Annotated in this window: 15 protein-coding genes and 3 pseudogenes; 14 read left to right on the forward strand and 4 right to left on the reverse strand. The window is 70.0% G+C overall.

Annotation, left to right across the window (positions count from 1 at the left end; translation table 11 throughout):
* Positions 1-89 precede the first annotated feature (89 nt).
* From ACFV9D_RS32475 to ACFV9D_RS32485, 3 genes and pseudogenes are all read left to right on the forward strand, one after another.
* Positions 90-1280 (forward strand): annotated as a pseudogene (locus tag ACFV9D_RS32475) (glycosyltransferase); the annotation flags it as partial.
* A 33-nt stretch (positions 1281-1313) separates the two neighbouring features.
* Positions 1314-2051 carry an SAM-dependent methyltransferase gene (locus ACFV9D_RS32480; RefSeq protein ID WP_385154401.1) on the forward strand — a complete coding sequence of 246 codons (738 nt, stop codon included), beginning with the start codon at positions 1314-1316 and terminating at the stop codon, positions 2049-2051.
* 106 nt (positions 2052-2157) lie between these two features.
* A complete protein-coding gene (locus ACFV9D_RS32485; protein ID WP_385154274.1) occupies positions 2158-3027 on the forward strand; it encodes an alpha/beta hydrolase in 870 nt (289 codons plus the stop codon).
* A 208-nt stretch (positions 3028-3235) separates the two neighbouring features.
* Here ACFV9D_RS32485 and ACFV9D_RS32490 read toward each other — a convergent pair whose 3' ends face one another.
* On the reverse strand, positions 3236-3868 hold the full coding sequence (locus ACFV9D_RS32490; RefSeq protein WP_385154277.1) for a hypothetical protein: 633 nt from the start codon (positions 3866-3868) through the stop codon (positions 3236-3238).
* A gap of 515 nt (positions 3869-4383) precedes the next feature.
* Here ACFV9D_RS32490 and ACFV9D_RS32495 point away from each other — a divergent pair.
* Entirely contained in the window at positions 4384-5238 is an 855-nt protein-coding gene (locus tag ACFV9D_RS32495; RefSeq protein WP_385154280.1) for a DUF4253 domain-containing protein, read from the forward strand.
* A 57-nt stretch (positions 5239-5295) separates the two neighbouring features.
* Here ACFV9D_RS32495 and ACFV9D_RS32500 read toward each other — a convergent pair whose 3' ends face one another.
* Positions 5296-6069: a hypothetical protein gene (locus ACFV9D_RS32500; protein ID WP_385154283.1), complete on the reverse strand. Its 774-nt coding sequence runs from the start codon at positions 6067-6069 to the stop codon at positions 5296-5298.
* A gap of 76 nt (positions 6070-6145) precedes the next feature.
* Here ACFV9D_RS32500 and ACFV9D_RS32505 point away from each other — a divergent pair.
* The 10 genes and pseudogenes from ACFV9D_RS32505 to ACFV9D_RS32550 form a co-directional block, all read left to right on the forward strand.
* A pseudogene (locus ACFV9D_RS32505) lies at positions 6146-6788 on the forward strand (RNA-guided endonuclease TnpB family protein); the annotation flags it as partial.
* 19 nt (positions 6789-6807) lie between these two features.
* Positions 6808-7309 (forward strand): annotated as a pseudogene (locus ACFV9D_RS32510) (pyridoxamine 5'-phosphate oxidase family protein); the annotation flags it as partial.
* Between the two features lie 224 nt (positions 7310-7533).
* Positions 7534-7992 (forward strand): hypothetical protein, encoded by a 459-nt coding sequence (locus ACFV9D_RS32515; protein WP_385154287.1) that lies wholly within the window; start codon positions 7534-7536, stop codon positions 7990-7992.
* 358 nt (positions 7993-8350) lie between these two features.
* Positions 8351-8812 carry a hypothetical protein gene (locus ACFV9D_RS32520; RefSeq protein ID WP_385154289.1) on the forward strand — a complete coding sequence of 154 codons (462 nt, stop codon included), beginning with the start codon at positions 8351-8353 and terminating at the stop codon, positions 8810-8812.
* 900 nt (positions 8813-9712) lie between these two features.
* Complete coding sequence (locus ACFV9D_RS32525) at positions 9713-9904, forward strand: hypothetical protein (protein WP_384237021.1); 192 nt, start codon at positions 9713-9715, stop codon at positions 9902-9904.
* A gap of 75 nt (positions 9905-9979) precedes the next feature.
* Positions 9980-10555: a MauE/DoxX family redox-associated membrane protein gene (locus ACFV9D_RS32530; RefSeq protein ID WP_385154292.1), complete on the forward strand. Its 576-nt coding sequence runs from the start codon at positions 9980-9982 to the stop codon at positions 10553-10555.
* 110 nt (positions 10556-10665) lie between these two features.
* Positions 10666-11085: a S26 family signal peptidase gene (locus ACFV9D_RS32535; protein ID WP_385154295.1), complete on the forward strand. Its 420-nt coding sequence runs from the start codon at positions 10666-10668 to the stop codon at positions 11083-11085.
* 90 nt (positions 11086-11175) lie between these two features.
* A complete protein-coding gene (locus tag ACFV9D_RS32540) occupies positions 11176-11733 on the forward strand; it encodes a TlpA family protein disulfide reductase (protein WP_385154298.1) in 558 nt (185 codons plus the stop codon).
* On the forward strand, positions 11730-13676 hold the full coding sequence (locus tag ACFV9D_RS32545; RefSeq protein ID WP_385154301.1) for an ABC transporter ATP-binding protein: 1947 nt from the start codon (positions 11730-11732) through the stop codon (positions 13674-13676). The genes ACFV9D_RS32540 and ACFV9D_RS32545 overlap by 4 nt, the downstream gene beginning before the upstream one ends.
* A gap of 73 nt (positions 13677-13749) precedes the next feature.
* On the forward strand, positions 13750-14481 hold the full coding sequence (locus ACFV9D_RS32550; RefSeq protein ID WP_385154303.1) for a hypothetical protein: 732 nt from the start codon (positions 13750-13752) through the stop codon (positions 14479-14481).
* A gap of 102 nt (positions 14482-14583) precedes the next feature.
* On the opposite strand, the gene ACFV9D_RS32555 is transcribed toward ACFV9D_RS32550, so the two are convergent.
* Together ACFV9D_RS32555 and ACFV9D_RS32560 are read right to left on the reverse strand one after the other, a co-directional pair.
* Entirely contained in the window at positions 14584-15201 is a 618-nt protein-coding gene (locus ACFV9D_RS32555; protein WP_385154306.1) for a DUF1707 domain-containing protein, read from the reverse strand.
* A gap of 202 nt (positions 15202-15403) precedes the next feature.
* Positions 15404-18382: a BTAD domain-containing putative transcriptional regulator gene (locus ACFV9D_RS32560; protein WP_385154309.1), complete on the reverse strand. Its 2979-nt coding sequence runs from the start codon at positions 18380-18382 to the stop codon at positions 15404-15406.
* Positions 18383-18513 lie beyond the last annotated feature (131 nt).

Genomic DNA, 18513 nt, shown 5'->3' on the forward strand with positions numbered 1-18513 from the left:
ATGCTCCCCTGGAGGTTTCGGCAACGACCGGATCCCTCCCTCAAAAATCGCCGGCCGAGCCGGCATCCACAAGGAATGAGAGAAGCGACATGCGTGTGCTGTTGATGGCGTACGGATCGCGCGGCGACATCGCGCCGCTGGCGGGACTGGCGGCGACGTTGCGGACACGTGGCGCGGAGGTGCGCGTGTGCGCACCGCCGGACGAGGAGTTCGCGGAACTGCTGGCCGGTGTCGGCGCGGAACTGGTGCCGTTCGGGCGGGACGTGCGCGCGCTGCGGACGGGGGCGCCGCCGTCGGACGCGGCCGCGTTCGCGGCCGAGCTGGTCGCCGCGCACTTCGAGACGGTCGGCAAGGCGGCCGAGGACTGTGACGTGCTGGTGGCGAGTGGTCTGATGCCGGCCGGTGCCCGCTCGGTGGCGGAGAAGCTGGGCATCCGCTACGTGTATGTGGGCTTCCACCCGTTCGAGATGCCCTCCGCGCACTACCTGCCGTCTGGGCGGCCCGGCCCGCCGGCTCCGCCCGGCATGACCGACAATCAGGCCCTGTGGGAGCTGGACGCCCAGAAAGTCAATGCCCTCTACCTCCAGCCGCTCAACGCCCACCGCGCGGCGATCGGCCTTGCGCCGGTGGACAACGTCCGCGACCACGTCTTCGGCGACCGGCCGTGGCTGGCCGCAGACCCGGTCCTCGGGCCGTGGGAGAAGCTCACGAACCTCGACGTCCTGCAGACCGGCGCGTGGACCCTGCCCGACGAACGGCCCCTGCCCGCCGATCTGGAGGCGTTCCTGGACGCCGGCACGCCGCCGGTGTACGTCGGTTTTGGCAGCATGCCCCTGAGCACGGCCACCGACATCGCCCGGATCGCCGTGGAGGCGGCCCGCGCGCAGGGCCGCCGTGTCCTCGTCTCCCGCGGCTGGGCAGACCTGGCCCTGGTCGACGATGCGGACGACTGCTTCGCCGTCGGCGACGTCAACCACCAGGCGCTGTTCCGCCGGGTCGCTGCCGTCGTGCACCACGGCGGCGCGGGCACCACGACGACCGCCGCCCGGGCCGGTGCACCTCAGGTGGTGGTGCCCCAGTTCGTCGACCAGCCCCACTGGGCCGCCCGCGTGGCCGAACTGGGCATCGGAGCGGCCCACGACGGCCCGACCCCGACGTTTGAGTCCCTGTCGGCCGCTCTCAGGACGGCCCTGACCCCCGAAACGGCAGCACGGGCGAAGGCCGTCGCCGGCACGATCCGCACCGACGGTACGACGGTGGCCGCGAAGCTGCTCCTCGACCCGGAGCACGCCGCGCCGATGAGCCGCGAGCCGATGAGCCGCGAAGAGATTTCCAAGATCGCCCATGCCGACCATCCGATCAAGTCCCCGCTCGACGACGACTCGGTCAGCCGGCTGCTCGAACGCGGCCTGCCGCGAGGCGACGAGCGCGTGCTCGACCTTGGATGCGGCACGGCGGAGTGGCTCCTGCGCGCCCTGGCGACCCGACCGCACCTGCACGCCGAGGGCGTCGACGTCTCCGAGGTCGCCCTGACTCAGGCCCGCCAGGCAGCGCGCGCACTCGGAGTCGACGGACGCCTGGTCCTCCACCAGCGGGAGGCCACGGACTTTGGCTCTTCAGAGACCTTCGACCTGGTGATCAGCGTCGGCGCCACGCATGCCTTCGGCGGTCTCCTGCCCACCCTCGCGGCGGCCCGCGAGCACCTGGCTCCCGGCGGCCGCGTCCTGATCGGCGAGTCGTTCTGGGACCGCGACCCGTCACCGGAGGCCGTCGAGATGTTCGGTGACCTCGCGGACCTGGCGACCACGGTGGACCTGGTCGTCGCCGACGGGTGGACCCCTGTCCACGGCCACGTCAGCACCCGCGCTGAGCTGGACGCCTACGAATGGGCCTGCTGGGGTTCGTTGGCCGCATGGGCTCTGGACCATCCTGCCGATCCGGCCGCCGTGCAGGTGCTGGAAGCGGCCAACGCCCAGCGTTCGCAGTGGCTGCGCGGCTACCGGGACAGCTTCGGCTTCGTCTGCCTGGTGTTGCGTCGGACCTCGGAGTGATCGCGTAGGCCGTCGGCAAGCCCACGCACCCAACACATCCCCCGCACCCGGGGGCCCGCCATGGCCGCCGCCGCTCGGCGGCGGTCGGAAAGTGAAGAATAGAATGATGCAACCGACGTTCGTACTCGTGCACGGAGCATTCGCGAACTCCTTCTCCTTCGCGCCCCTTCAGGCCGAACTCGGCCTCCTCGGGCACCGCTCTGTTGCCGTCGACCTGCCCGGCCACGGGTTCCAGGCGACCTTCACCCACGCCTATCAGGCGCCGCAGGACCCCACAGGTCTCGCGAGCGTGCCCGGCTCGATCAAGGGCGTCACGCTCGCCGACAACGTCGCGCACCTGATCGGGATCCTCGAACGGGCCAAGCGGAACGCCCCCGTGATCCTCGTCGCCCACAGCCGCGGCGGTGCCACGGTCACGGCCGCGGCCAACGCGCGCCCGGACCTGATCGACCGCCTCGTCTACGTCTCGGCCTGGGCCCCGGTCGACCTCGACGTCAACGACTACTACGCCGAGCCGGAGATGGCCACGGTCGACCCTGCGGCCTTCGCCGCGGCGCTGGCCGGGAACCCCGCCGACCTCGGCCTGCTCCGCGTCAACTTCCGTACCGCGGACCCGGACGCGCTCGCGGCATTCAAGCTGGCCTTCTTCGCCGACGGCACCGACGAGCAGTTCCTCACCTTCCTCAACACCTTCCAGCCCGACGAGAACCTGGACGTCGGCGGCTCCGCCGACCGGGCGCAGGCCGCGACCTGGGGCCGCATCCCCAAGACCTACATCCGCCTGGCCGACGACGCGAGCCTGCCCCTCGCCATACAGGACCGCCTGATCCGCGAGGGCAACCAGTTGACGCCTGACAACCCGTACGACGTCCGCACGCTGGAGGGCAGCCACCTGAAGTGGCTGGTCGACCCCGCGCCGGCGGCCCGCATCCTGGGCGAACTTGCCACGCTCCCGCTCCGTCCGCTCAGGGTGTGATCGGAATGGGGTGACCGGTTCGGTGGTGGTGGGACAAGGGGAACGAGAATGTCCATGTGGGTGCACCAACGACTGCCCCGGCACTGAGATCGGACGCCGACCGGGTGACGGCCTTCGCCACGGCCGTCACCCGGGCTTCACGCCGGCCCAGGATGGTCGGCCGGCGGCTGCACCGTCGGCTGTACCGCCGAGGGCCGGCAGGCCTCCTTCAGCACCGTTGCGCGGGTCCGATGACCGTGAGTCCCACCTGTGCGGCGAGCCAGTGGGCGTACGGCTCCCTTGTCTGGCGGCCGTCGAAGACGGCGCTGCGGACGTGGACGAGGACGGTGTGGTCGTCGGCGGGATCGTTCCAGTAGCGGGTATGGGTGTTGAAGAGAAGAGTCACCTCGGCGTGTTTGGACTCGCCGTGGAATCCCGCCTCGAGCGCGTCCGGCCAATCCAGTGACTGCCAGTTGATCTCGCCCGTGTTCGGGCCGATCGTCGCGGTGAAGGCATCCTCGATACTGCCGACCGGCCGCTCCAGCATCTCCCATTCCACCGGCAGTCGTCCCTCGAACGCTGCCTCCTCAGCCGGCAGGCCACTCGCCTGGACCCCGACGACGAAAGCAGGCTGGTCCTCGAACGGCACCCCTTGGAACTCCTTCAGTTCGGACGCCCCGCGGAACCATCCCTCGGGCATGGCCTTCGCCACCCGCCGGACCTCGGCGACGGAGGAGAACTCCGCGAAGGCGGAGACGTCGGAATACTCGCAGCGGCCGAACTCCATGAGACGTCGCGCGGTGCGCAGGGCGAGTACCGGATCGGGGGTACGGAAGACGGGATAGGCGACGTCATTGGACATTCGATGACTGTGCCACGGCCTTTCATCGCCAGGCATCGCATTTACAGCAGCCTTCCGACGCGCCCAGCCCGTCCCCCGGGCGGGCTCGGGCGGGCTCGGGCGGGCTCGGGCGGGCTCGGGCGGATGAAAACCGCACGGTCACTCCTCGAGTTCTTCGCCTCGTGGTCAAGACCTCCCACGAGGGGCGATCGAACGTCGGGAAGGTGACTACCCGTCCAGAGGGAACCGCGGTCCGGCCGCCGCGTGACCGTGTCGGCCGAAATTCCTGAAGCCGCGCTCGACGGTCACGAAGGTCATTCTGAGGAGCTGGCCGAGGTCGTCCTCGCTTGTCACACGGGGCTGGACCGTCGGGTGAGTGAGGAGCAACCGGGCGGCGCCACTTCCTCCGGAAGTCTCCGCGGATGAGCGCGTTGAAGAACTGCCGCCAACATCTTGCTTCTTGTGCCTCCGGCTGTCCGGCGGGTGGAAATATAGGGGGTGCGAGCCGTGTCGGTGGCGCCTAGGGTCCTGATCTCATGAGTTCTTTCCTCCACCGGCGGCATCTTCCCTCCGATGACCTCCTGCGTCGCCTGCTGCTGTTCTTTCCCACGGCTGAGGTCGACCGGGCTGTGACGGCAGCGGGCGTCGACGTCGTGGGGGTGTGCGTGCCGCGCGAGCGGGTCCGCGACGTGTGGGACGAGTGGCGTGACAGGCACGGCGAGACCGGCTGGTGGCCGTACGTCGGGCTGGACTCGCCGACGGATCTGGCCGAGGGGCGCAGGGAGTCGGGGCGCGACGTATGGGTGGTGGAGGAGTTGGTCGGTGACGCCGTCTCCCAGGACCACGACGCGAGGGCCGCGTCCATGCTGGTGTCAGCCTGCCGCTGGGCGCTGGAGGAGGTCGCCAATGTGGACGACGACCTGGAGAGCTGGCGGGCCGTCTACGACCCCGCCCGGCTGGCACCACTGCTCGCACCGGCGGTGGAACGGCCGCTGCAGGGGGTGTCGCAGTGGGCGACCGATCCCCGGGCCTTCTCCAGAGAGGACTCGCGGTGGGTGCACTTCGTGGCCGCGCGCGGCAGCTACGAGGTGCCCGTGCTTCTGCCGTCGGTGTACGGAACATGGAACTGGTGCGGGTACGGCGACCGCTGCCTCACACCTCTCGACAACTCCGCGCTCCTACGACGCTGGCACGAGCAATGGGGCGCCGAGCTCTTCTTCGCCATGGGCTCCTACCTGGAGCTGGTCGTCGACCGACCGCCACTGGACCCGCAGGGCGCCGCGCAGGCTGCCGCAGAGCTGCATGCCTATTGTCATGACACCGTGCACGACCCGGTGGAGACCGGCGACAAGATGGCCCGCTCGACGATGTGGTCACTCTGGTGGGACTGAACCGGACTGGAGGCCCATGGGACAGTGTGCGGCCGTCGGCCGCACACTGTCGCCCTGTCAGTACGGCACAGGCTCGGAGGGGAAGCAGACCGCCTGGTCGCTCCTGCAGATCTCGGCCTCCGGGTTGAGCTCCCATCCGTGCCCGGGGTGGTCGAACGTCAGGAAGGTGACCATGCGGCCCGAGGGGAACCTCGCGACAGCCTGGTGCACCGGTCCCATCCCCTTGCTGCGCTTGACGTGGTCGAAACGCTTCGGACCGCCCTCGGCTATCACGAAGACCACTCGCCGGACCTCGTCGAGATTGTCCTCGCTCGTCACCCGGTCATGGTCGCCCGTGTGCGTGAGAAGCAGTCCGGGCGCCGGCGCCTTTTCGGGAAGCCGGCCGCATCTGAACGAGCTGTAGTCTCCCCGGACCATGCCGTAGCAGAAGGTGCGCCCGTCGGGCATCCACGCCAGTTCTCCGGTCTCGGCGCTCGGCCGATGGATGACGGCGACCTCGTCGACCGGTGGAACCTTGTACCCCATCGGCATCTGGGAAGCGAACGCCGCGCGCAGGAAAGCGAGGTCACGGTCGCTGGCCGCCGCCTCGCCCAGCGGCCGTGCCGGCTCCCTGTCGTACGGCCGTTGCGTGACGGCCGGTCGTGTCGCGGCCGAGGGCTTCACGGCCGCGGGTTTCGAGGACTCTCGAGACTGTTCCGTCCCCGATGTACATCCAACGAGCGCCACCAGCAATGTGGCCGCGGCGCTCGTGAGAAACCGTCGCCTCAACGCAATCCCCCCAGGGTGTACGGATGTTGTCCGGCAGACGATAGCGCCGAAGCTACGGTCCATCCGGCCCGTAGGGTGCCGTCTCAATTGGGTCGGTAGGCTGCTGGTTGTGGCGGGGATCGTTGAGCGGCTGGCTGTGGTCGGCATCGACCTCGGCCTGTCGCGATTCGCGGCCCTCTCGGACGGCACGAAGATCGACAGCCCCGGCTTCCTGCGGCGGGCAGAGAAGAAGCTGAAGAAGGCCCAGCGGAACCTCGGTCGGAAGGTGAAGGGCAGCAACAACCGGACCAAGGCCCGTATCAAGGTCGCCCGCGCGCACGGCGCGGTGGCCGACGCACGGCGGGAGTTCCACCACCAGCTCTCGACGAGGATCATCCGCGATCACCAAGCGGTTGCCGTTGAGGACCTGGCGGTGAAGGGGCTCGCCCGTACCAGGATGGCCAAGTCCGTCCACGACGCCGGATGGTCGGCGTTCGTCGCGATGCTGGAATACATGGCCACGAAGTCCGGCCGGACCTTCCACCGCATCGGCCGGTTCGAACCGACCTCACAGGTCTGCTGACGGACCCAAGCCCCTCCGCATCCGCGAATGGACGTGTGGAGAGTGCGGGGCCGTCCTCGACCGGGACATCAACGCGGCCGTCAACGTCGCCAAGGCCGCCGGACTGGCGGTGCCATCCTGTCGAGCGCAGGTAAGCCGGGCACCCGTGCCCGCACAGCGCGCAGAAGCAGGAACCTACCGAGACGGTCAAACGACCGTGGCAGGAATCCCCGCCCCTTAGGGCAGGGAGCGGAAGTCAAAGCTCGGCGCTCAGCCCCCGCCCGGGCCGCGGACGTCACCGCCACCGAGTGGGCCGAGGCCCGACGGCAGATGGATGCCGCCGAGATCTTCTGGGTGTCCACGGTGCGGCCCGACGGCCGACTGCACGTCACTCCTGTGATCGCCTCCCTGCTTGACGGGGTGCTGTACTTCTCCACCGGCAAGGGGGAGCAGAAGGCGAGGAACCTCGCGCATGACAGGCACTGCGCGCTGACCACCGGGAGGAACTCGCTCACCGAAGGACTCGACCTCGTCGTCGAGGGAACGGCCGAGCCGGTCGCCGATCGTGCGGTGCTGGAGGAGGTGATCGCGGCATACGAGACGAAGTACGGGCCACACATCACCTCGCCCGAGGGCACCTTCTTCGGGATCGGGGACGCGATCCGAAAGGGGGACGGCGTGGTGTTTGCGGTCGCCCCGGCAACGGCGTACGGCTTCGGTCGGGACGACGCGGTTTACACCCACACGCGGTGGGCGTTCTGAGCAACGGGCTTCCATGAGGCTGCAGGTGGGCCTTCCGCGTGTCCGTACGGGCGGGCACAGCCGGGGAGCAGCCGCGAGCCTCTTCGACGCCGTGGCGCAGCGGCAGACACCTGTCGTCGTAGGCTCTCGGCGCTGCCACGTGGGTCGTAGTCCCGCGAAGGTTGTGGCTGCACGATTCCTCTTCGGAGGGGAACGTGCGGACCCGAGGCCGCGTCTTTCTGGGCATGATCGAATTCCTCGACGCCTCCGACCCTGACGACGAAGGGACCGTGCGGCCTGGTCCACTGTGGCGCCACGCGGTCTGGGTGGTGGGTATCACCGTCCTTGGAGTGGGCCTGGGTTGGGCCGGCGCTCTGTTCCGTATCGGCCCCAAGGAGTACGGGCTGCCGCCCGCCGCTCCGGGGGCAGTCTGGCCGTACTTGCTGGCCTGGACGCTGATCGGCCTCATCGCAGCGGCCGTACTCCGGGCAACTGCCGCCAGGGTTCCGGTGTACGCCCCTGGGCGGATCGCAGGTGCGCTCAGTCTCCTGGGCACGCGGCTTTCCCTGGGCTGGCGGCCAGAAGGGACTGTGCTGGGGGCGATGGCCGCGGCTGCGCTGGTGGCGGCGGCCTTGTGGTGCGCCTTCGCCCTGCGTTCTCGTCCCCGCGGCGGCATCGAGAGGGAAACGACGCCCAGCGGGTGAGCTCAGCAGGGGGCTCAGCCGTGTACGAATGTGCTCGGCGTCCGGGGCGCGGGGGCGCCACGGCGGAAACGATGGCTCCGGTCGCCACGATGCGGTAGCCCTTACGGGCTCCGCGTCACAACCGGTCGTGCCGCCCGGTCCATTGGGCCGACCGTGGCACCGCCCCACGTAACGGCTGCACGTTCTTCGCACACCCGGTATGCCCTTCGTACGCGCAACTGTCCGGCGGCCGCGTATCCGTGCCCGGTGGTCCATGAGGAGCGGCGGAATGGGAGACTGACCGGCCGTGCAGAGAACAGATAAGGGCGACACCATTGTGCGACGGCGACAAGGGCGCATAGCCCTGAACTCCCTGGTCATGGCGGCACTGATGACGGCAACGGCCACGGCCTGTGCGCATCCGTTGCGGGACCTCGGCCCACTGCCCCCGCGTTATTCGGGGCCGCCGCTGACCGCGGACACGGTGGTGTCGGAGATGACGTCGGTACTTGCGGCGGAGGGCATCACGGTGGAGAGGGAACCCTCGAATGTTCTGGGCAAGTGCTTCGAACGGCTCTCGGGACGGCATGCGCCGGAGACGGTGGACGCCGCGCTGAAGGCGGCCTTCGCTCGGGCCCGTTCCGAGCACGGTTGGCAGGCCGGTCCCGACATGGGCAGCGAGACGCTCACCCTCATGAAGAGCAACTGGACGGTCATGGTCGGCTTCCCCGGGGAGCCGGCACAGGGTCTTCAGGCACCCGTTGTCATGTCGCTGACCTGTCTGGACGCCGGTGCTGCGTCCTCTCCCCCGACGACACCTTCTGCACCGGCTTCGCCGTGAGGTAGAGCCGCCGCAGGGACCGGCGGAGGTCCGGCGCGCCACCCACACCATGGCCGGCCGACGCTTCCCGCCCGTGGCGCGGCGTCCGCCGACGCGCGTGGCACCCTGAGTGAGTCCCCGGGACGCTGCCCCGAGCTCGGCCCGCGTGTTCGTCCGCACGCTCGCGAGGTATGGGCGCGTGCGACGATCACGGTGTGGAGTGGCCGGGTGGCTGCCGAACCTTCCCGGGGGTGGAGTCAGGTGACGGACGACGAGATACGCGCGCGCTTCGACGGCCGTGGCCGTGTCGAGCTGCTGCCCGGCCATGCAACGGCCTCCGTGCGACGCCGGATCGAGGAGATCGCCCACGCGCTCGGTTACCGGCAGCTCGCCATCCACAACCTCGGCCTCAGAGGCGTCCTGCTCGTATACGAACGCGACGACGCCCCGCTCGCACGCCGTCGGGCCGAGCTGAGTGTTGCCCGGCTGCGTGAGGGCAGGCCCTTGCTGCCGGCGATGGAGCCTCCTCCGCCCCCTCGACCTGCCCTGCCGCCCCCGCCCGCGGCGCCGTCACCGTACTCGCCCCGGCAGCACAGCCGTCTTCCATCGGCGCCCCCGCCTCCCCCTCCGGCAGCTCCGGCCCGGCCACGGATCCCGCCTCCGCCGCCGTTCCCGCCGCCTCCACCGCCTCCACCGCCTCCGCCGCCCATCACCCCGACCTCTTGAGGGAGGTGCCGCTCACCGGCGAACAGCGTGGTCGACGGACACGCCCCGTGGTCAGTCCCGACCACCGGATCGTCCGCGGCAGCCTGACGAACCGTCACGGCCTGCGCGTTCAAGGTTTCCTCAAAGAACCGTGAAGGCGGCCCGGGCATGGTCCTTCGTGTTCGGGCAACCGGCCCTGACGGGAAGGGAGTACCCATGCGCATCCGGATCGGGACGATCTCCGATCGCCTGCTGAACGCAGTGGCGCCGAAGCAGACCGCCTCGGCGATCAGCTGCTGGCAGTTCGAGGCCTGCTACCAGAACAACTGTTCCAGCAACCGCGACATGCTGTACGAGGTCGACCCCTGCAACGACCGTCAGCGGTGGACCTGCGTCAACAGCTGCTGACGACTCTTCGGGAGACGGGGTGTCCGCGAACGTCATGCGGGCGCCCCGTCGTCCGGCCGGGAGGGGTTCGGATACGTGGAACATATCGGTGAAGGCGGGCGGATCCTCTTGGGACTCGTCTTCCTCTGTTCGGTCGCCGGCAAAGTGCGGCCGTCCTCGTTCCGGGCGTTCCGCGGCGCTGTACGCCGCATGCTCCCGGAAGCGGCTCCGCCGCCGTTCGCCTCGGTCCTCGGGCGGGTGCGGCGCGGTCCGACGGCCGTGGCGGCCGGCGTGCTGGTCGCCGAGGCGGCGATCGTCGTCGCATTGGCCGTTCCGGCGACGGTGAGGGCAGGGTTCGTGCTGGCGGCGGTGCTGCTGACGGCGTTCACCGCCGGGCTGGTCGGAGTGCTGCGCCGGGGGACGGGCGCCTCCTGCCACTGTTTCGGCGCCACGGCCGGCGCGATCGCACCTCGGCACGTCGTACGCAACGCGCTGCTCATCGCCGCTGCGCTCGCCGGGGCGACGGCCTCGCACGGCGGGGCGGCGGAGCCGACCCCGGGTCTCCTGCTAACCGCGGGCGGCGCGGTCGTCCTCGCCGTCGTCACGGTCGCCCTGGACGATCTCGTCGCCCTGTTCGCGCCGGCGGGGCACGTCGACCGGGTGCCCCGATGACCTGGGGGGTCGCGGGGCCGAGGGGCCGGTCGGGGTCACGGTCCGGGTCCCCGTCCGGGAGCGCGCTGGGGCTCGGCGTCGGGCTCGCTCTCGCCGTCGGCGCGGCTTCCGTGGCCGCCGTAGCCACCGTGGCCGGGATCCGCCTCCGGTACGTGGTGGTGACGGTGGAGGGCGCGAGCATGGCCCCCACCCTCGCTTCCGGCGACCGGGTACTGGTCCGCCGCACGGGCCCTGCCGGGATTCGTACGGGCCGTCTCGTGGTGACGAGACCGCCCACGGACGAGCGTTGGGCCCGCGGGCGCCGTTCCGGATGGCTGGTCAAGCGCGTCGCGGCGGCGGCGGGGGAACCGGTGCCCCGGGACGCGGCCCCGGCACTGCGCACCCGACCCGAGGAACAGGTGCCCGACGGCCGGGTCGTGCTTCTCGGGGACAACCCCGCGGAGAGCCTCGATTCCCGTTTCTGGGGCTACTTCCGCGCCGATCACGTCGTCGGCGTCGTCGTTCGCCGCTTCCCGTCCGACCTCCGCTGACGCGGCGACCGTCTGTCGCTCCCCCGTTCCGCGCCCCCTGCCCCCGCCCGGGCACCACGTGCCCACCGCCATTGGAAAGGACTGGCTGTCATGGCGTACTTGACCGCGTCCGTCGTGCTCCTCGGAGTACTCAGCCTGCTCAACCTGGCCCTGACCTTCGGCGTCGTCCGCCGGCTGCGGGAGCGGCCCGCGGACGCGACCGGCGGCGGCGGCGGCGAGATGAGCGTCCCGGCGCTCGTCGCGGCCCCCGGGGCCCACATCGGAACGTTCTCCGCGGTCGACACGGAGGGATCCGTCGTCGACCAGGACGCACTGGACGACGGGTCGATGGTCCTCTTCATGTCGCCCGGCTGCCCGGCCTGCGAAGACCTCCTTCCGCTGGTGGCGGAACGGGCGGGACAGTACGGCAGGGACCGAGTGCTGGCGGTCGTCACGCGCGACGATGAGAAGGAGGCTCGGCTCGGGGACTATCTCAGGCGGCTGTCGCCGGTGGCTCGGGTCGTCGTGACGGAGTTCGGCGACGAGGTGACCCGGGCGTTCGCCGTCAAGGGCATGCCGGCGTACGTGGAGGTGGGAGCCGACGGCAGGGTCGCGGGCAGTGGCCGGACCCTTCCCCGCCGTACGGACCGGGCCGGTGCGGCCGGATGAACGGGCCGCAGGACGGCCGCCCACGGGGGAAGAACGAACGCAGGTCAAGGAAGGACGAGCGCACGCCCAGCGAGGACGGCGCACGCGCCCCTGAGGGGGAGCCCGCCGTAAAAGAGAGGCTCGCGCCCAAGGAGGCGTTCGCCTCGACCCGCGCTGCCGCCGCGCTCGCCTGGCGCGCGGCGCCCGGCAGCTCGGTCACGTTGCTGCTGATCACCGTGGCGGCGGCCGGGGCGCCGGTAGCCGCGGCGTGGCTGACGCGGCTGGTCCTGGACGATCTGACCGGTGCCGGCGACGCCGCCCTGCTCGGACTCGCCCTCGGCCTCGCGGCCGTCGGCCTGACGGCGGCGTCGCTGCCGCCTCTCACCACGTACGCGGGCAACCGCCTCGGGCGGCGCACCAGCTACCGCGCCGTCGGTCGGCTCTACACGGTCGTCCATTCCTTCACCGGTCTGGCCACGCTCGAGAACCCGCGTTTCCAGGACCGGCTGCGCATGGCCCAGTCGGCCGGAAGCCAGGCCATCGGCGGGAGCGTGCTCAGCGCGCTGCGGATCGGCGGCGGAGCGCTGACCGCTGTCGGTTTCGTCGGCGCTCTCTACGCGGTGAGTCCGGCGATGACCGCTCTCGTCGTCGCCTGCACGGCGCCGGTCCTGACGGCGCAGCTTCGGCTCTCCCGGCATCGGGCGCTGAGCGACTGGCGGATCGGCTCGGCCCGGCGGAGGGAGATATTCTACCAGACGCTGCTCTCCAGCCTCGACGCCGCGAAGGAGGTCCGCCTGTACGCGGCCGGGGACTATCTGCGCGACCGCATGCTCACCGAACGGCGCGCCGCCGACGCCGAGCACGCCACGATGGACCGGCGCCAGCTTGCCACGCAGGGCGGACTGGCACTGCTCGGCGCACTGGTCGGCGGGGCAGGGCTGGTCTGGGCGGCGCTCGCGGCCCGGCGCGGAGAGTTGACCGTGGGGGACGTGTCGATGTTCGTCGCCGCCGTCGCGGGCGTGCAGAGCGCCCTGTCCGGGCTGGTGAAGTCCCTGGCCGACATGCACCATCTGTTGCTGATGATGCGGCACTTCCTCGCCGTCGTCGGGGCCGGCCAGCACTCGGACGACTCCCCGGCGGACGCGCTTCCGCTCCCATCACTGCGGCGCGGCATCGAGTTCCGGGACGTATGGTTCCGCTACGACGACAACCATCCCTGGGTACTGCGCGGAGTGAACCTCTTCCTCCCCCACGGACAGGCGGTGGCCCTGGTCGGGGCCAACGGGGCAGGCAAGAGCACCCTGGTGAAACTGCTGTGCCGGTTCTACGAGCCGACGCGCGGCACCATCCTGTGGGACGGCATCGACATCCGCCAGGTCGCCGCCACCGAACTACGCAGCCGACTCGCCGCGGTGTTCCAGGACTACATGCACTACGACCTGACCGCCGCACAGAACATCGCCCTCGGCGACATCCGAGCCCTCGATGACCGCCCCAGACTCGTCACCGCCGCACGCGCCGCCGGGATCGACCGGGACCTCACCCGCCTGCCACAGGGCTACGACACCATGCTGAGCAGGATCTACACCACCCACGACGACACCGAACCAGGCGCGCTGCTGTCCGGCGGCCAATGGCAACGCCTCGCCCTGGCCCGCGCCTTCCTACGCCACCGACCCGAGCTACTGATCCTGGACGAGCCGAACTCCGGCCTCGACGCCGAAGCCGAACACGACATCCACCAACGCCTCCTGCAGCACCGCCGGGACCGCACCAGTCTCCTGATCTCCCACCGGCTCGGCGCCATCCGCGACGCCGACACCATCGCCGTACTCACCCACGGCCGCATCACCGAACAAGGCGACCACGACGAACTCCTCGCCCGTGACGGCACCTACGCCCACCTCTTCACCCTTCAAGCCACCAACTACCAGCCCACCACCAGTCGGTCGCACCATACTTGATGCTCTGTCAGCCCCGGGGCACGCCCATACCGACGGCACTCGCTGGTCCACCTGGGTACATAGGATCACCGGTATGACTTACGGCAGGTTGGGCGACTTGATCGCCACGGGTTTGTTTGACCACCTCGACGCGCGCGACAGGATGCTGCTGGAGCGCCGCGCGTGCATCAAGTCCAATGGCGATGAGCCCTTTCCGCTGGATCCTCGCGGCTGGTGGTACGCGGTGCCTGGTGAGACGTACGAAGGTCTCTTCGACGCGCTCGGCCTGCATGACCGGTTCCCTGTCTCGCTGGACGAAGGCTCCGAAGTGGAGGACCTGCCGTGGCGTAAAGGCGCGCTGCCCACCTTCATCACGCCCGAACTGGACGGTTGGCGGCTGATCTTCGGCAATCTGGTCGATCTGGTCGGCATCGACTGGGACGACTGGATGGGCGCGGTGGAACGGCTGAGCGCCACCTGCGGGGTCGCGCAGATGTTCTACGAGGATTCGGCGGCGGGCGCGGACATCTGGGTGGTCGCCGAGAAGGGCCGGATCCGTCGGCGTTACGCGGCGGAGAGCAGTCCCGAGTGGATCGGCGAGCCGCTTCCTTGGGAAGAACTTCGGGTCAAGGAGGAGGGCTTCAATCCGGAGTTCGACGATGCCAAGCCGAATGAAGGCACGGCTGGGGTGGCTGATGCGTGTGGCCGGCTGTCCGTCGATCCCGGCGAAATCGGTGCCGCCACCCGTATGCGTGGCCATGGCTGGCTCGCTCTCAGCGAGCCCGGAGTCGGCCACGAGGGCCTCAACACTCTGGTGCAGTTCTAGGCCGTATTTGACGCCTGGTCGTGCTTCTCCGGGATGGTGTGCCGGGAGTCTCGAGCCATCCCGACATCGTTTCAGATGTTGATCAACACCTCGGCAGGCGTCCTAGCCCTGCGTCGGGTTGCTGTGCAGCTTGCTCCGTTCCCGGCGGTTGGGGTGGCGGATGACTACTCCTCCCGCGCCGCCGGAGCCAGTGAGCCGGATCAGCGGAGCTCCCGGGAGGCGGTCGGGAGTGGTCTTGTCCGTCAGGCCGCCGACACCGGGATCCATGCCGCTGGTGTCCGCAGCCCAGGCGTCGGGGATGACGATCGTGACACCAGAGGTCTCTCCGTGCGCCTCCACTGCGACCTCCGTAAGGCAGCATTCGACCCGGGTGAAGTCAATCTTCACACCCCCCACGCCTCCGTGAGCGATCACGTGCCCGGGCACCTCCCAGCGCCCGGGGCCTTGAGACGCGCCATACATGCCGCCCTTGAGCACCAGCGCCGGCCGGCTCTCAGGGGAATTCGGCCTCGGCAAGTCGGCGGTCAGGACGGCCAACTCGGCGTGAGTCCTGGACCTCAGCGCCTGCTCCAGGCGCGAATCCAGCTCATCGAAATCGATTCGCCCCTCGGCTGCCGCATCCCGCAGCTGCTCCACCACCCCTTCCCGGTCGTCGTGAGAGGCGCGGAGCTCTCCCGATGACGCAGGGCGCGGAGAGGGCTCCAGAGGCTGGTCAGTCATGGCCACAAGGATATGCAGCCGGCGGACCGGGCGCTGGGCCCTGCACATCTCAAACCCTGCCCGGTTTCGACGCGACCTCGGTTCAGAGATCGACCTCGCAGCTGACATCGGCGGGCGGCTTTCGGCAGCTTCACGACATCACGGTCAGAGCCACCGGCACTCACCGTGCGCGGGAATGACGGCAACCGGACCCCTCGCGCGCTCAGCCCTTCCGCAGCTCCGCGGCCTCCTCACGAGCCCGGGCCGCGGCCAGGTCGTCACCGGCCCGGATGTGCACGGTCGCCAGCGTGTCCAGGGCGACAGCGAGCCACGTACGGGAACCAACCTGGCGCCACAACCCCACCGCGGCCTCGGCCCTCAGGCGGGCCAACGTCGGACGCCCCGCCGCGAGCTGCGCCTCCGCAAGGGCATACAGGGTGGCCGCCTCGCCCCACAGATTCCCGAACTCCCGGTACGTCCACAGACACTGCGCCAGTAGACGCCGCCCCTCCCGAAACTCGCCCTGACGCACCAGCACATCCCCAAGCCAACACGCCGCATGCGTGGCAGTGAGACGATCACCGAGATCCGAACTGATCACGACCGCCTCCCGATAGGCATCCGCAGCAGCCGCATACACACCAAGCGCACGAAAACACTGCCCCAAACACCGCAACGCCTGCGCCTCACCGGGCCGATATCCAACCACCCGGCTCATCCGCAAACACTGCTCGAAGCGCTCCACCGCAACCTCGACCCGGCCCTGCTCGAGGTCGATGACGCCGAGACCGTTGGTCGCGTAGACGAGACAATTCACATTTCCCGTCCGACCAGCCAACTCGGCCGCCTCCTCGAAGTACGACACCGCCGAGGAATACCGGCCGACGAGCCGATACACATACGCCAGCCCAGCCAACGCCCCAGCCCGATACGACGGCCCCAGCCCCTCCGCAAACAACAGCGCCTGCTCGAAATGGTTCAACGCCTGCGGGTAGCGGTCGAGGATGGTGGTGAGCTCGCCGAGGCAGCGGTGGAGCTTGGCTGCGCTCGGCCGGTCACCGTTGCCCAACGCCGTCTTGAGCGCCCGGTTCTGCAACCGCTCCCAATCATCGAAATAGCCACCGACCTGGAACAGAGTCGTCAACGCCGTAGCCAGAGCAGCAGCAGGAGCCGCATCCGGCCACTCCAACGCCTCCTCCGTCACATCGATAAGGAACTGACGCTCTTCGATGAACCACACCAGCGGGTCAGTGAGCAGACGACCGGTGTCCGCCTCCGACAGCCGCCACGAAACCAACTCCGCTTGCGATATGCCCTGGAAGTCGACGCTGAGGGTGTCCGCCGCCACATCGGCAAGATGGAGGCCACCCGACAACAACCGCGCGAAAGCAGCCGTGCGGTCAGCCTGAGGAACGCCACCATCCATGCGCTCCCGAGCGAACAACCGCACCAGATCGTGCAGTTGATAGCGCATCGCGGCAGCACCGGCCGACGCGGCCTGCAGCAAGTGCACATCGATCAGATCATCGAGAACCGCCTCTGCTCCGGCCAGGTCCACATCCAGCAGCGCGGCCAAGGCCCACGCGGCGAAGTCGGGCCCGGGCAGCAGGGCGAGCAACCGCAGCGCGTGCCGGGTCGGCGCGGTCAACTGCTGGTAGGTCAGCTCGAGACTGGCCCGTACGGCGATATGGCCGACAGCCAGCTCGTCGAGCTTGCGCTCCTCGTCGGCCAGCACACGCGCCACACGCGCCAGAGGCCAGTGCGGGCGAGCGGCCAGCCGCGCGCCTGCCACCCACACCGCGAGCGGAAGGCCACCGCAGGTCTCCACGATGGAGCGGGCCGAATCCGGCTCCGCGTCGGTACGGTCGCGGCCCAGCATCTCGCGCAGCAGCGCGAGCCCGGCCGCTGAGTCCAGCACGTCCAGCGGAAGCCGCCGGGAGCACAGCTCCGCCATCGTCGTACGGCTGGTGACAACGGCAGCGCACCGTACGCCACTCGGCAGCAGATCACGCACCTGCCCGAACCCGGCGGCGTTGTCCAGCACGACGAGCACCTGCCGCTGGGCCAACAGGGAACGGTAGAGATGGATTCGTCCAGTCAGCTCCGCTGGCACCGTCCCCCCACGGACGCCGAGCGCGCGCAGGAAAGCACCCAGGACCGTGAACGGATCGGCGGGCTCGCCGCCGAAGCCCCGCAGGTCCGCGTGGAGCTGACCGTCCGGGAAGCGGGGAGCGAGCCGATGGCCCGCGCGTACGGCGAACGCCGTCTTACCCACCCCGGCAGGACCGGTGACCAGCAGAGTCAGCGGCCCCGGGCCGCCTGCGCCCAGGAGCCGGCAGGCCTCGTCCACCTCGGCGTCACGGCCGACGAACAGGGCAAGGTCCGCCGGCAGGAGCCGTGGGACGAGCTGCCGACCCGTCACAGGGTTCACCACGGCGCCGCCGTCATGGTCCCCTTCCCGTCCCGCGTCTGCCGCGTCTGCCGCGTCTGCGCGAACGGCGTTGACGGCGTTGACGGCGGATGGGGTTGGAGCGCCGGACAGGTCCGGATCCCCCGCCAGGATCCGCCCGTACAGCTGCCGCAACGCCGCCCCGGGATCGACCCCCAGCTCTTCGGCAAGCCGCCGCCGTGCGCGCTCGTACTCCTCCAACGCCTCCGCCTGCCGCCCGCATCGGCACAGAGCGAGGACCAGCTGCCCGATCACCCGCTCATCAAGCGGGTACGCCTCCGCCCGGGCCACCAGCTCGCTCACCATCCGGTCATGCTGAGCCAGGCGTAATCGGACGTCGACCAGCTCCAGCTGGGCGGCCAACCGCTCACCATCCAGGAGCCGGCGCTGCGAGTTGAACCACGGCGTGTCCACCGCGCCGAACGCGCTGCCCCGCCACAGCCCCAGCGCCTCGCGCCACAGCGCCTCGGCTTGCTCATCCGTAGCCGCCCTCCGCGCCCGCTCCGAAAGGTCCCGGAAGCGGTGCACGTCCACCAGTGAGGGATCAGCCGTAAGCCGGTAACCGCCGCCCCGCTCGCGTACGACGGTCAAGCCGTCACCGGCCAGCACCGTGCGCAGCCGGGAAATGTAGCCGTACACATTCCGGCGGCCATGCGAGGGTCCGACGTCCCCCCACACCCGGTCCGCCAGCGCATCGCGAGACACGGCACGGTCCACGTCGACGAGCAGCGCCGCCAGCACCCGCTGCTGCATCGCGTGCCCCACGTCGACCGGCACCCCGCCGCGCCGGACCTCGATACTCCCCAGAACCCCAAAGCACGTCCCCATGACACCCCCGCATCACACCCACGCCTCTCCGCACGCCACACCATGAGCGCCGCCAA

Source organism: Streptomyces sp. NPDC059875 (genome assembly GCF_042731085.1).
Classification (GTDB): Bacteria; Actinomycetota; Actinomycetes; order Streptomycetales; family Streptomycetaceae; genus Streptomyces.